The following is a 12,650-nucleotide window of genomic DNA, read 5'->3' as shown; positions in this document are numbered from 1 at the left end:
ACCGTTTTGATGCGTCCAATGCATGGAACGGCTTTAATCGTTCCCATGGCGCATGAATACAGCTCACAGGCTCGCCTGTCACCGAGTAGTTACGAAGAAGACATGCGGCTGCTGCTCGCGCCGCGGCTGGCGTACTTCGCCGGGGTCGCCCGGCAGGAGCATGTGACCAGGGCCGCGCAGGAACTCGGCGTGCCCCAGTCGACCCTGTCGCGCGCCATGGTCCGCCTCGAACAGGACCTGGGCGTGACGCTGTTCACCCGCAAGGGCCGCACCGTGTCGCTGACGCCCGCGGGTCGCGACTTCCTCGTCTCGGTGGAGCGGGCACTCGGCGAGGTCGAGCGTGCGGCGGAGTCGGTACGCGCCGACGCCGACCCGTCCGGGGGCAAGGTCGCCTTCGGCTTCCTGCACACCATGGGTTCCGAGACCGTGCCCGAACTGATCCGGGCGTTCCGCGTCGACCACCCCCGGATCCGTTTCACGCTCGTGCAGAACTACGGCGAGGCGATGATCGAGCGGCTCCGCGCCGGCGAGCTCGACCTCTGCCTCACCTCGCCGGTCCCGGACGCACCCGACCTGGTCGCCCGGCGCCTGGACGAGCAGCGGCTGCGGCTCGTCGTGCCCGACGACCACCGGCTCGCCACCCGGAAACGGGTCCGGCTGGCCGAGGCGGCGGACGAGACCTTCGTGACCCTCGAACCGGGCTACGGGCTGCGCCGCATCACCGACGCGCTGTGCGCAGAGGCGGGCTTCTCGCCGCGCGTCGCGTTCGAGGGGGAGGAGGCCGAGACGTTGCGCGGCCTGGTCGCCGCGGGTCTCGGCGTGGCCCTGCTGCCCCCGCCGGCGGTGCCCCGGCCGGGGGTGGTCGAGCTGACGGTGACGGCGCCGCGGGCGATCCGGGAGGTGGGGGTGGCATGGCTGGACGGGCTCGCGGACACTCCGCCGGTGGCGGCGTTCAAGAAGTTCCTGCTGTCGCGCCGGGGCAACCTGCTTCCGGACTGAGCCGCGCTACGGGGGCCCGGCCGCACCGGCGAACGCGCCCGCGCACCCGAGTGCGACGCCCCGCGGGGGACGCCGGAGCGGCGTCCCCGTACCGCCGGCTGCCGCGTACGCGCGTACCGCACGGCGGCGCCCCTGCCGTCAGTGGCGCAGCGCCCTCCCGAAGCCCGCGGCGAGCGGCATCCGGAGTCCCAGTGGCGGCGGCGCGGCGAGCGCGTCCGCGACGGGGCGGGCGTAGGCGCGCGACAGGAGGGAGCCGATGACGAAGTCCGCTGCCAGTGCCCGGACTTCGGCCTGGTACTGCCGCAGCGCGTGCCCGTCCGAATGGACCTCGAACCGGCATGTGTCCCGGTTCGTCTTCTTCGCCCGCTCCGCCAGCCGGTACGACAGCTCCGGATCGCTCCTCGCGTCGTTCGTGCCGTGCACGATCAGCACCCGGCGGCCCGCGAGCTGCTTCACCGGTTCGGGTTGCGCCGCGACGTCGTCCTCCGGCAGCCAGGGGGCGAGAGCCAGCACGGAGTTGACGGCGCCGTGCCCCGCCGCGTGCAGGGCCGCCCGCCCTCCCATGCCCTGTCCGGCCAGGCAGACGGGGACGTCGCCGTAGCGCCGCACCGCCTCGTCCGCCGCCCAGGACGCGTCCGTCGCGAGCCGGGCGTCCGTGCCGTTCCAGCCGCGTCCGCCGTAGCGCACGACGTGGGCGACGAGGCCGTCCGCGCGGCCCGCCCGGGCCAGGGAGCGCGCCAGCGGCAGGGCGGAGGCGCGGGAGACCGCGGACGGGCCGCGTGCCGACTCGGGCTCACCGTCCGGCAGTACCAGCACCACTCCGGTGACGACGCCGTCCGCCGCCTCTCCGAGGGGCCGGACCGCCCGGCCCAGCCGGGCCTGCGCGGCCGTGCCGTCCCGCCGTTCCCCTCGTGCCGCGTTCCCCTCGAACCGGGCACGGGGCGTTCCCGTCGCGCCCGTGCGCCCCCACCACCGGGGCAGTGCGTGGTGTGCCATCAATCCTCCTGAGCAAGGGGACCACCGACTTCAGCCGATGGGGGAGCACCGGTCGGAACGTCATCGCCGTGGACCACCCCCGCGGCACCTCCCGCACCTGCCCGTCCTGCGGGCACGTCGCGGAGGAGGACCGCGTCCCCGAGCGCAGTTCACCTGCACGGCGCGCGGGTTCACCGTGGACGCGGACCACGTCGGCGCGTCGAACGTCCTCAACAGGGCCCGGCCACCGCCACGGGAAGCCCGCGCGTTCACGCGTGGGTGGAGTCACGGCAGAACATTCTCAGAAGGGCGGGTGTACTCCACCCGTCCGCACGGTCACTGTTACGTATCGACAGGTGATTCGTGCATCTGCCTTCTACGCGCGTAGGGATTAGAGTGCGGAGATGACGAGCCAGACACCCCACGCATCCTCCCGGGGAAGCGCCCCCGGGCACCAGGGGCCCACCACGGACCAGATCCGCCGCGCCCCGAAGGTTCTTCTGCACGACCACCTCGACGGCGGGCTGCGCCCCGGCACCGTCATCGACCTCGCCCGCGCCGTCGGCTACGACGCCCTGCCCGAGACCGAGCCGGACAAGCTCGGCATCTGGTTCCACGAGGCGGCCGACTCCGGCTCGCTGGAGCGCTACCTGGAGACGTTCGCGCACACCTGTGCCGTCATGCAGACCCGGGAGGCCCTCAAGCGCGTCGCGATCGAGTGCGCCGAGGACCTCGCCGAGGACGGTGTCGTGTACGCCGAGGTGCGATACGCGCCGGAGCAGCACCTCGAAGCGGGGCTGACCCTCGAGGAGGTCGTCGAGGCGGTCAACGACGGTTTCCGGGAGGGTGAACGCCGGGCCCGCGCCAACGGCCACCGCATCCGGGTCGGTGCCCTGCTGACCGCGATGCGGCACGCGGCCCGGGCCCTGGAGATCGCCGAACTCGCCAACCGCTACCGCGACGCGGGTGTCGTCGGCTTCGACATCGCGGGCGCCGAGGCCGGCTACCCGCCCACCCGCCACCTCGACGCGTTCGAGTACCTCAAGCGCGAGAACAACCACTTCACGATCCACGCCGGCGAGGGATTCGGGCTGCCGTCCATCTGGCAGGCCCTCCAGTGGTGCGGCGCGGACCGTCTCGGCCACGGCGTCCGCATCATCGACGACATCGAGGTCGCCGCCGACGGCAGCGTGAAGCTGGGGCGGCTCGCCGCGTACGTCCGGGACAAGCGGGTCCCGCTCGAACTGTGCCCGACGTCCAATCTGCAGACGGGCGCCGCGTCCTCGTACGAGGAGCACCCCATCGGGATGCTGCGACGGCTGCACTTCCGGGCCACCGTGAACACGGACAACCGGCTGATGAGCAACACGAGTATGAGCCGCGAATTCGAGCTGCTGACCGAGACGTTCGGCTACACGCTCGACGACATGCAGTGGTTCACGGTCAATGCGATGAAGTCGGCGTTCATTCCTTTTGATGAGCGGCTCGCGATGATCAATGATGTCATCAAGCCGGGATACGCCGAGCTCAGGTCGGAGTGGCTTTTCCAACAGACCGCCACGACCAGCGGTTCCGCCGCGAAAAAGGGCTGAACCGAAGTGATGTGGAAACGGCCGGGAGTGTCAACCCCCGGTCGTTTTTCCTTTCCCCGGGTGTTTGCGGGGCCGTGGCGGCGCTGGCTAGCTTGCAAAGCCGTGCAATTCCCCTCCCCAAGGAAACACACCTGATGAAGCAAGCTGCTGCCAAGACCCTCGGTGTCGCCGCTCTCGGCGCCGCCTTCGCCGCTGCCGCCGCCGGTTCCGCGTCGGCCACGACGTCCCTCCCCGACGTCGGTACGCCCGTGGACGCCCTCTCCGCCGTCCAGCCGACCGCGCTGCCCGCCGTCGAGGAGCTGGCCCAGCAGTCCGGCCCCAGGATCCTGCCCACGCCCGCCCCGGCCGGCGGCCTCCTGGGCGGTCTGCCGGTCAGCGGCCTGCCGGCAAGCGGTCTGCCGCTGAACGGCCTCCCGCTGAACGGTCTTCCGCTGCCCGTGTGACCGGCGCGCGCGGCGTCCGGTCACCGGCGAGGGCGCCCCACGGCGCGACCGCCGACGACGAGAGGCGCGCACCCGGGACGCCCGGGTGCGCGCCTCCTGCGCGTGGTCGCGGCGGTCGTCACCAGGCGGTGGGGGCGCTCTTCTCCGTCGGCAGCAGCAGCCACAGCGCCAGGTACAGCAGGAACTGCGGGCCGGGCAGCAGACAGGACACCAGGAAGATCACGCGCATCGTGGTCGCGGAGGTGCCGAAGCGCCGTGCCAGCGCTGCGCACACTCCGCCGATCATCCGTCCGTCGCGGGGGCGGGCAAGTGCGGCCATGGTGTGCTCCTTCACGAGTCCTACGTGGAAGCCGCTCCGTCGGGCTCCCGATGACTCCATGTTCACCCGGAACGATCGGAACAAGCGTCGCTCTAGGGGGCGATCCCGACCCTGGGAATCGTCGGGGTGGGCCCCTGAGGAGCGTCCTCCCGGAGCAGGGGTCCCCGGTCCTTCCCACGGCCCGCCGGCCGCCGTCCCGAGCCCCCGCGCCGCAGCCGGGCCCGACCGGCGGGAACGACGAGGAGATGGGCCAGCGCCACCCCGGCGGTGTTGAGCAGCAGCGAGTCCACGTCGACGACCCTGCCCGGCACCGCGGTCTGGAGCAGTTCGATGCCCAGGGACAGCAGCGCCCCCGCCGCGACCGTGCGCGCCAGTGAGGCCCAGGGGGAGACGGCGAGCCTGCCGCCCGCCATCGGGAGCAGTATCCCGAGGGGCGCCAGGAGCAGCAGTCCCTCGCCGATCCGACGGAGCGCGTGGAGGGGGCCCGCCGCGAGGTCGGCCTTGATGCCCGCCAGCGGTTCCAGGTTCGCCGCCGTCACCCACGGCACATCCAGCGGGCGGAGCGTCAGCCACGCCACGAGAGCGAGATGTGCGAGCAGGAGGACGCCTCCTGCCACGCGGAAGCGGATGGCGGCACTGCCGCCCGAACCTTGACGCTGCACGCCCCCCAAGACGCGGCGACCGGCGGGATCGGTTCCGTGCCGGTCGCGCCGGAGTCATCGCCCGCCGGGGTCCTCGTCAGGAGGCGGCCGGCGACGGCAACGGGCCCGCGGTCGGCAGGGCCGTGTCGGGACGCTGCTTCACCGAGTCCGTGCAGCGGTAGCCGCGCGGCACGTACTCGCCCGGTCCCGCGAGCACCACCGTGCCGCCCGCGCTCGCCGCCTCGCTCTCCGCCAGCGTGCACACGAGCTGCGCCAGCGCCGCCGGCGGCAGGTCCTCGGGCTGCCGGCTCAGCCGCAGCGTGCCCGCAGGATCGCCGTCACGCGGCGGGGAGACCGTCAGCGGCCCCCGTACGAGGCTCGCGAACCCGGCCTCCCGCTCGGTCTCCGACGGGTCCTCCCGCAGCTCCTGGAGGAGTGCCTGGGCGATCCGCACCCGGTCGCCGGTCCGTCCCTCGGCGATCGGGACGGTACGGTCCACCGCCTCCAGCGCCGACGCGCACACCAGGTACACCCGTACCGGCATCTGCGGCTGGGTCCCGGTGGCGGTCTCCTTGCCGGAGAGGGTGCACGGCACCCGGGAGGGCGCCGCGCCGGCTTCGACCGGGACCGTGGTGGTCCTGATCCCGCAGCCGCCCACGGCGACAGCGAGGGCGACGGCACCGGCCACGGCCACCGCGGTCCGGCGCAGCGCGGGCCGTGCGGGGCTCCGGCCCGGCCCGGTCGCGTCCGCGGTGCCGGCCGCCGCTTCCGGCGCGGGGACCCTGCGTGACCCATGTACTCGGCTCACCGTGCGCCGCCCTCCTCTTCCTGCTCGCCCTCGCGCTCCCGGGACGCCGCCCGCCCGTGGCCCTCCGGGGTGATGTCGGAGGCGTCACGGGGCAGCCGCAGCACGAACACCGCACCGCCGTCGCCGTCCGTGCAGTTGGCCGCGGTGATGCCGCCCCCGTGGATCAGGGCGTTCTCCATCGCGATGGACAGCCCCAGTCCGCTGCCCTCGGACCGCGGACGCGAGGCGCTCGCCTTGTAGAACCGGTCGAAGACGTGCGGCAGGACCTCCTCCGGAATGCCCGGACCGTGGTCCCGTACCTCGATGAGCAGTTCCTCGCCCTCCGTACGCACCGCCACCCGCACCGGCGAACCGCCGTGCTTCAGCGCGTTGCCGATCAGATTGGCGAGTATGACGTCGAGGCGGCGGGGGTCGAGGCGGGCCATGATGCCGCGCTCCGCGTCCAGTTCGACGGCGTCCAGCCAGGCCCGCGCGTCGATGCAGGCCGTGACCTGGTCGGCGACGTCGACGTCGTCGAGGACCAGTCGCGCGGTGCCCGCGTCGAAGCGGGTCACCTCCATCAGATTCTCCACCAGGTCGTTCAGCCGCCGCGTCTCACTCACCACCAGTTCCACGGCCGGGGCGATCATCGGGTCGAGGGCGTCCTGTTCGCCCTCCAGGATCTCCGTCACGGCGGTCAGCGCGGTCAGCGGCGTACGCAGCTCGTGCGACATGTCGGCGACGAAGCGGCGGCTGGACTCCTCCCGCGCGCTCATGTCCGCCATCTTCTTCTCCAGCGACTCCGCCGCCTTGTTGAAGGTCCGGGACAGCTCGGCCAGTTCGTCCGTGCCGGACACCTGCAGCCGGGTGTCCAGCTTGCCCTCGCCGAGCTGACGGGCCGCCTGCCCGAGCCGCTGGACCGGCTTGAGGACGGTGGTCGCGGCGGCCTGGGCCAGCAGCGCCGAGCCGGCCAGGGCCAGGGCCGTGGCGATGCCCAGCGACCAGGCCAGCGAGTTCAGGTCCTGGCGCTCCTGGTCGAGGGACTTGAACAGATAGCCCGTGGGCCCGCCGCCGACGACGCGCGTGCCGGCCACCAGATAGGGCGTGTTGCCGCGCTGGGTGCGCACCCAGAACAGATGCGGCTGGTCGTTCACCGCCTTCCGCAGCTCCGCGGGCACGTCGTCGAGGGTGAAGACGTCGGGGTCGGAGGCGCCGACGATCGGTTTGCCGGCGGCCCGCTCCCCGAGCAGCAGCACGCTGTAGCCGGCGGTGCCGCCCGCCATCTGCTCCGCCGTCGTCTGCAGTTCGCTCTCCGTGGGGCGGGCGGGCAGCGAGGCGGCACGGTTCTGCATCTGCTGCCGGAAGTCGCCCAGCGCCGCGTCCTGCGTACGGGTCAGCACGGCCTCCCGGTTCAGCCAGTACGCGATCCCGGACGCGGACACGGCGGCGGTCAGCGCGACCATGCCGAACACGACGACGAGGCGCAGTCTGAGACTGGTCCAGCCAAGTCCCGCGAGTATGGCCCTCTTTGCGGCACCGCTCACTGAGGCGTGTCCAGCCGGTAGCCCACACCTCTGACCGTGCGGATCAGCGTCGGCGAGGACGGCACGTCCTCCACCTTCGCCCGCAGCCGCTGGACGCAGGCGTCCACCAGCCGGGAGTCGCCCAGGTAGTCGTGCTCCCACACGAGGCGCAGCAGCTGCTGGCGGGACAGGGCCTGACCGGGCCGGCGGCTCAGCTCCAGCAGGAGGCGCAGCTCGGTCGGCGTGAGCTGCAGGTCCTCGCCGTTCTTGGTGACCGTCATCGCGGAGCGGTCGATGACCAGCGAGCCGAAGGTCGCCGAGTCCGTCGACTCGCGCTCACCCCGCCGCAGCACGGCGCGGATCCGGGCGTCGAGCACCCGCCCCTGCACCGGTTTGACCACGTAGTCGTCGGCGCCCGACTCCAGCCCGACGACGACGTCGATGTCGTCGCTCCGCGCGGTCAGCAGGATGATCGGCAACTGGTCCGTGCGCCTGATCCGCCGGCACACCTCGAAACCGTCGATGCCTGGCAGCATCACGTCCAGCACGATCAGATCCGGCCGCTGCTCGCGCAGCAGTTTCAGGCCGTCCTCGCCCGTCGCCGCGGTGGCCACACGGTGGCCCTGGCGTGACAGGGAGAGTTCGAGGGCCGTGCGGATGGCGTCGTCGTCCTCGATCAGCAACAGGAATGGCACGGAGGTCATTCTGGCCCATGCGGCCCCGACAGTTCGACCGCCGGACCGCTCCGGCCCGTCCCGCCAGGGACACGGGGCCCTGTGACAGGCCTGTGACAGTCGGCGGACAGCGGTGTGAAGTCCCCCGGGCAGAGTCTTCTCCACAAGGCACGAACGGACTCCTACCGACGGGGGGCGCGGGATGAACGCACTGCACAGCACGTCTTCGAGCGCGGTTGTCACACGTCTCCACGACGTCGTGCGGAACACCGAGAAGTCCGGCGCCGTGAACGGGCGGGGGTGCGTTCGCGGCGCCGGGCGCCAGTACCGGCCGTCGACCGCCGAGCAGGGACGCACGTCCTGCATGACGGTCGTCGACGCCAGGGCCGAGGGGGGCCACGGGGGAAGCGCGTACGGGGAGGCAGCGGGGGAGCGGAGCGTTCCCGGGGAGCGGGCGGACGCCGAAGCGGCGTTCACCGCCTACGTCCGGGAGCGCCGCGCCTCCCTGTACGCGACCGCCTACCACCTGACCGGTGACCGCTACGAGGCGGAGGACCTGCTGCAGAGCGCGCTGTTCTCCACCTACCGGGCGTGGGACCGGATCAGCGACAAGGCGGCGGTCGGCGGATACCTGCGCCGGACGATGACGAACCTGCACATCAGCGCCTGGCGCCGGCGCAAGATCGACGAGTACCCGACCGAGGAGCTTCCCGAGACGGCGGGCGACACGGACGCGATGCGCGGCACGGAGCTGCGCGCGGTCCTGTGGCAGGCCCTGGCCCGGCTCCCCGAGCTGCAGCGCACGATGCTGGTGCTGCGCTACTACGAGGGACGCACGGACCCGGAGATCGCGGAGATCCTCGACATCAGTGTCGGCACGGTGAAGTCGAGCATCTGGCGCTCCCTGCGCCGGATGCGCGAGGACGACGCCCTCAGCTTCGGTCGTGACGAGGAAGAGTCCTTCGGCGAGCTGGTGGCCTGAAGGCGGAACGGGGGATCACGGGGGATCCACGGGGGAACGAAGCGGGGTCGTACAGAACCGGGGGTTCTGTACGACCCCGCTTCGCGCGTCCGCGGCGGGGCCCGAGCAGCGGGCGTCGCCCGCGCGCCGCCACGTCGGCGGACGGCTCCCCGGGGGCGGGGGCTCCCTACACCGCTTCCTTCGCCGGCGCGCGGCGGCAGTGGCTCGCGGCGGCCGTGGCGAGACGGCCCAGCGCCTCGTCCGCGCCGCAGGGGTGGGCGCCCAGCGCCGTCTGGCGGGCGACGATGCCGCGTTCGGCGCGCATCAGCCGCCAGCCGCGCCGGAGCAGGAAGGGCACCGACTTGCGGCCTTCGCGCAGATCCCGCAGGAGTCGGCGGCGGAAGGTCGTCGAGGGCCGTCCGCGCAGGCACAGGGCGTCCGCGAGGATGCCGAGATCCCGGCAACGGTCCACGAGGTCCGCGGCGAAGACGCCCTCCGCGACGAAGAGCGGCGTACGGGAGATGTCGACGGACTCGGCGCCGGTCCTGGAACTGGTGGCGATGTCGTACACGGGGACCGTCGTCCGTCCCGTACGGCACAGTTCCGCGACCGCGAGGACCGCGGCGTCGGCGTCCCAGGAGGCGGGGGAGTCCCAGTCGACGGCCGTGGTGCCCGCCATCAGCGGAAGGCTGGGGTCGTCCCCCTCCTTGTAGAAGTCGTCGAGGCGCAGCACCGGGAGGCCGGAGCGGGCGGCGAGGGACGATTTTCCGGAACCCGAGGGCCCGGACAGCAGGACGACGCGCGTCGGCGGGGGTTGGGAACTCACGGGACACCAGTGTGAGGCATTGACCCGTGCGTGGGATCCCCCGGAGGTCCGGTTGGTATCGAGCGTCACATCACAACTACGCTGCGTCGTCGACCGGTTACTTCTGGAGGCAGGATTCCATGGCAGGCACGAAATTCCTCAGGGCGGCCGGGCTGACCGTCACCGCGCTGGGCGCGGCGCTCGGAGCCGGGGCCGCACCGGCCCAGGCGGCGCACGCGGACGGCCACGGCTCGGCGACCGTGAACGCCCTCGCGGACAGCGTCGGGTACGTCGGGGCGCCCGTCGAGAGCGTTCCGCTGAACCCGCTGGCGCACACCGGTGCGGACCCGCTCGACAACGGGGTCGGCACGCAGGTCGCCGACTTCAGGGCGCTCGACACCCGGCATGTCACCGGGTCCCTGGGCAGCCCGCGGGAGGTGCCGGTCGCCGGCCCGCTGCTCGGCGGGCTGATCCCGGGCTGACCGGAGGGTGCACGCTCGGCGGGCCCGCGGGGATCGCTCCCCGCGGGCCCGCCGAGCGTGCGGCGCGGTGCGCGCACCGCGGGGCGGCTCAGTACGCCGAGCCGGAGGCCCCCAGCGAACCCGTGGGGTGCCAGACCGTCTTGGTCTCCAGGAAGGCCGTCATCCGGTCCGTACCGGGGTCGGCCGTCCAGTCCTCCGCGCGGGGCCGCAGCACCCGCTTCAGGTTGTCCGCGGCGGCCACCTCCAGCTCCTTGGCGAGCTGCGCCTCGGCCCCGGTGAGGTCGATCGCGTTGACGTCCTGGTGCGCGGCCAGCGGGGCGGCGATCTCGGCCGTGCGGCCGGAGAGGACGTTGACCACGCCGCCGGGGAGATCGGACGTGGCCAGCACCTCGCCGAGCGAGAGCGCCGGCAGCGGGGCCCGCTCCGAGGCGACGACCACGACCGTGTTGCCCGTCGCGATCGCGGGGGCGATCACCGAGACCAGCCCGAGGAAGGACGACTCCTGCGGGGCCAGGACGGTGACGACACCCGTCGGCTCGGGCGTCGACAGGTTGAAGAACGGGCCCGCGACCGGGTTCGCCCCGCCGACGACCTGGCCGATCTTGTCCGTCCAGCCCGCATACCACACCCAGCGGTCGATCGCGGCGTCCACGACCGCGCCCGCCTTGGACTTCGACAGGCCCTCGGCGTCGGCCACCTCGCGGACGAACTGCTCCCTGCGGCCCTCCAGCATCTCGGCGACGCGGTAGAGGATCTGGCCGCGGTTGTAGGCCGTGGCGCCCGACCAGCCGCCGAACGCCTTGCGTGCGGCGACGACCGCGTCACGGGCGTCCTTGCGTGAGGACAGCGGCGCGTTGGCGAGCCACCTGCCTTTGCCCGCCGCGCCGCCGGCTGATGTCGCTGTGGTCACCTCGTACACCCGGCCGCTCTCGCTGCGGGGGAACTTGCCCCCGACGTACAGCTTGTAGGTCTTGAAGACGGACAGACGCGTCGACTCAGACATCGAGGTAGGCCTCCAGACCGTGGCGGCCGCCCTCGCGGCCGAAGCCCGACTCCTTGTATCCGCCGAAGGGCGAGGTCGGGTCGAACTTGTTGAAGGTGTTCGCCCACACCACACCCGCGCGGAGCTTGTTCGCCACCGCGAGGATGCGGGAGCCCTTCTCCGTCCAGATGCCCGCCGACAGGCCGTACTGGCTGTTGTTGGCCTTGGCCACGGCCTCGTCCGGGGTGCGGAACGTCAGCACCGACAGCACCGGGCCGAAGATCTCGTCACGGGCGACGGTGTGGGCCTGGGTGACGTTGGTGAACAGCGTCGGGGCGAACCAGTAGCCGGACGAAGGCAGTTCGCACGGTGCCGTCCAGCGCTCGGCGCCCTCGGCCTCGCCGGTCTCGGCGAGGGCCGTGATCCGGGCCAGCTGTTCGGCCGAGTTGATGGCGCCGATGTCGGTGTTCTTGTCCAGCGGGTCGCCGAGGCGCAGCGTCGACAGCCGCCGCTTGAGGGAGTCGAGCAGCTCGTCCTGGATCGACTCCTGGACGAGGAGCCGGGAGCCCGCGCAGCAGACCTGGCCCTGGTTGAAGAAGATGCCGCCGACGATGCCCTCGACGGCCTGGTCGATCGGGGCGTCGTCGAAGACGATGTTGGCGCCCTTGCCGCCCAGCTCCAGCGTGAGCTTCTTGTCGGTGCCCGCGACCTCGCGGGCGATGGCCTTGCCGACCGCGGTCGAACCGGTGAAGGCCACCTTGTTCACGTCCGGGTGGGCCACGAGCGCGGCGCCCGCGTCGCCGTAGCCGGGGACGATGTTGACGACGCCCCTGGGCAGCCCGGCCTGGCGGCAGATGTCGGCGAAGAACAGCGCGGACAGCGGGGTGGTCTCCGCGGGCTTCAGCACCACGGTGTTGCCGGTGGCGAGCGCCGGGGCGATCTTCCACGCCAGCATCAGCAGCGGGAAGTTCCAGGGGATGACCTGGCCGGCGACGCCGAGGGGCCGCGGGTCGGGTCCGTACCCCGCGTGGCCGAGCTTGTCGGCCCAGCCCGCGTAGTAGAAGAAGTGCGCCGCGACCAGCGGGAGGTCGGAGTCGCGGGTCTCCTTGATCGGCTTTCCGTTGTCCAGGGTCTCCAGGACGGCGAGCTCGCGCGAGCGCTCCTGAATGATCCGGGCGATGCGGAAGAGGTACTTGGCGCGCTCGGAGCCCGGCAGCGCGGACCACTTCTCGAACGCCTTGCGCGCGGCCCTCACCGCACGGTCGATGTCCTCGGAGCCCGCCCGGGCGACCTCGGACAGGACCTCCTCGGTGGAGGGGGAGACGGTCTTGAAGACCTTGCCGTCGGCGGCGTCGGTGAACTCGCCGTCGATGAAGAGGCCGTACGACGGGGCGATGTCGACGACCGACCGCGACTCGGGTGCGGGCGCGTACTCGAAGACAGAATGCTTGTCCATGGTCATGGGGT

14 protein-coding genes are annotated in these 12,650 nt (G+C 72.4%); 5 read left to right on the top strand and 9 right to left on the bottom strand.

What is annotated here, in order from left to right; all coding sequences use genetic code 11:
- Nucleotides 1–45 precede the first annotated feature (45 nt).
- Nucleotides 46–999 (top strand): LysR family transcriptional regulator, encoded by a 954-nt coding sequence (locus O7595_RS12265; protein WP_269728757.1) that lies wholly within the window; start codon nucleotides 46–48, stop codon nucleotides 997–999.
- 138 nt (nucleotides 1,000–1,137) lie between these two features.
- Here the strand turns inward: O7595_RS12265 and O7595_RS12260 are convergent, their stop codons facing one another.
- Complete coding sequence (locus O7595_RS12260; RefSeq protein WP_332328352.1) at nucleotides 1,138–1,818, bottom strand: alpha/beta hydrolase; 681 nt, start codon at nucleotides 1,816–1,818, stop codon at nucleotides 1,138–1,140.
- A 560-nt stretch (nucleotides 1,819–2,378) separates the two neighbouring features.
- Here O7595_RS12260 and O7595_RS12255 point away from each other — a divergent pair.
- On the top strand, nucleotides 2,379–3,566 hold the full coding sequence (locus tag O7595_RS12255; protein WP_269728755.1) for an adenosine deaminase: 1,188 nt from the start codon (nucleotides 2,379–2,381) through the stop codon (nucleotides 3,564–3,566).
- A gap of 134 nt (nucleotides 3,567–3,700) precedes the next feature.
- Nucleotides 3,701–4,009, top strand: a complete 309-nt coding sequence (locus tag O7595_RS12250) for a hypothetical protein (protein WP_269728754.1) — start codon at nucleotides 3,701–3,703, stop codon at nucleotides 4,007–4,009.
- Nucleotides 4,010–4,127: 118 nt separating this feature from the next.
- Here O7595_RS12250 and O7595_RS12245 read toward each other — a convergent pair whose 3' ends face one another.
- The 5 genes from O7595_RS12245 to afsQ1 all read right to left on the bottom strand — a co-directional run bounded on the left by O7595_RS12245 (nucleotide 4,128) and on the right by afsQ1 (nucleotide 7,974).
- On the bottom strand, nucleotides 4,128–4,328 hold the full coding sequence (locus O7595_RS12245; protein ID WP_269728753.1) for a PspC domain-containing protein: 201 nt from the start codon (nucleotides 4,326–4,328) through the stop codon (nucleotides 4,128–4,130).
- Between the two features lie 92 nt (nucleotides 4,329–4,420).
- Nucleotides 4,421–4,945, bottom strand: coding sequence for a VanZ family protein (locus tag O7595_RS12240; RefSeq protein ID WP_269728752.1), 525 nt, complete (start codon nucleotides 4,943–4,945; stop codon nucleotides 4,421–4,423).
- A gap of 121 nt (nucleotides 4,946–5,066) precedes the next feature.
- Nucleotides 5,067–5,777 (bottom strand): hypothetical protein, encoded by a 711-nt coding sequence (locus tag O7595_RS12235; protein WP_269728751.1) that lies wholly within the window; start codon nucleotides 5,775–5,777, stop codon nucleotides 5,067–5,069.
- Nucleotides 5,774–7,300, bottom strand: a complete 1,527-nt coding sequence (locus O7595_RS12230; RefSeq protein ID WP_269728749.1) for a sensor histidine kinase — start codon at nucleotides 7,298–7,300, stop codon at nucleotides 5,774–5,776. Before O7595_RS12230 ends, O7595_RS12235 begins: the two co-directional genes overlap by 4 nt.
- Nucleotides 7,297–7,974 carry a two-component system response regulator AfsQ1 gene (gene afsQ1, locus O7595_RS12225; RefSeq protein WP_026165053.1) on the bottom strand — a complete coding sequence of 226 codons (678 nt, stop codon included), beginning with the start codon at nucleotides 7,972–7,974 and terminating at the stop codon, nucleotides 7,297–7,299. Before afsQ1 ends, O7595_RS12230 begins: the two co-directional genes overlap by 4 nt.
- Before the next feature lie 181 nt (nucleotides 7,975–8,155).
- Between afsQ1 and O7595_RS12220 the strand changes: the two genes are divergently transcribed.
- Nucleotides 8,156–8,935 carry a SigE family RNA polymerase sigma factor gene (locus O7595_RS12220; RefSeq protein WP_269728747.1) on the top strand — a complete coding sequence of 260 codons (780 nt, stop codon included), beginning with the start codon at nucleotides 8,156–8,158 and terminating at the stop codon, nucleotides 8,933–8,935.
- A gap of 166 nt (nucleotides 8,936–9,101) precedes the next feature.
- On the opposite strand, the gene O7595_RS12215 is transcribed toward O7595_RS12220, so the two are convergent.
- Entirely contained in the window at nucleotides 9,102–9,809 is a 708-nt protein-coding gene (locus O7595_RS12215) for a uridine kinase (protein ID WP_269728746.1), read from the bottom strand.
- A gap of 50 nt (nucleotides 9,810–9,859) precedes the next feature.
- On the opposite strand from O7595_RS12215, the gene O7595_RS12210 reads away from it, so the two are divergent.
- On the top strand, nucleotides 9,860–10,201 hold the full coding sequence (locus O7595_RS12210; RefSeq protein WP_269728745.1) for a hypothetical protein: 342 nt from the start codon (nucleotides 9,860–9,862) through the stop codon (nucleotides 10,199–10,201).
- 88 nt (nucleotides 10,202–10,289) lie between these two features.
- On the opposite strand, the gene O7595_RS12205 is transcribed toward O7595_RS12210, so the two are convergent.
- Nucleotides 10,290–11,204 carry an aldehyde dehydrogenase family protein gene (locus O7595_RS12205; protein ID WP_269728744.1) on the bottom strand — a complete coding sequence of 305 codons (915 nt, stop codon included), beginning with the start codon at nucleotides 11,202–11,204 and terminating at the stop codon, nucleotides 10,290–10,292.
- Nucleotides 11,197–12,639, bottom strand: coding sequence for an aldehyde dehydrogenase family protein (locus tag O7595_RS12200; protein WP_443071605.1), 1,443 nt, complete (start codon nucleotides 12,637–12,639; stop codon nucleotides 11,197–11,199). The genes O7595_RS12205 and O7595_RS12200 overlap by 8 nt, the downstream gene beginning before the upstream one ends.
- Between the last annotated feature and the right edge of the window lie 11 nt (nucleotides 12,640–12,650).

The sequence above is a fragment of the Streptomyces sp. WMMC940 genome (assembly GCF_027460265.1).
Classification (GTDB): domain Bacteria; phylum Actinomycetota; class Actinomycetes; order Streptomycetales; family Streptomycetaceae; genus Streptomyces.
Note: the sequence above shows the minus strand (reverse complement) of the source record. Positions and strands in the feature narration are given on the sequence as shown.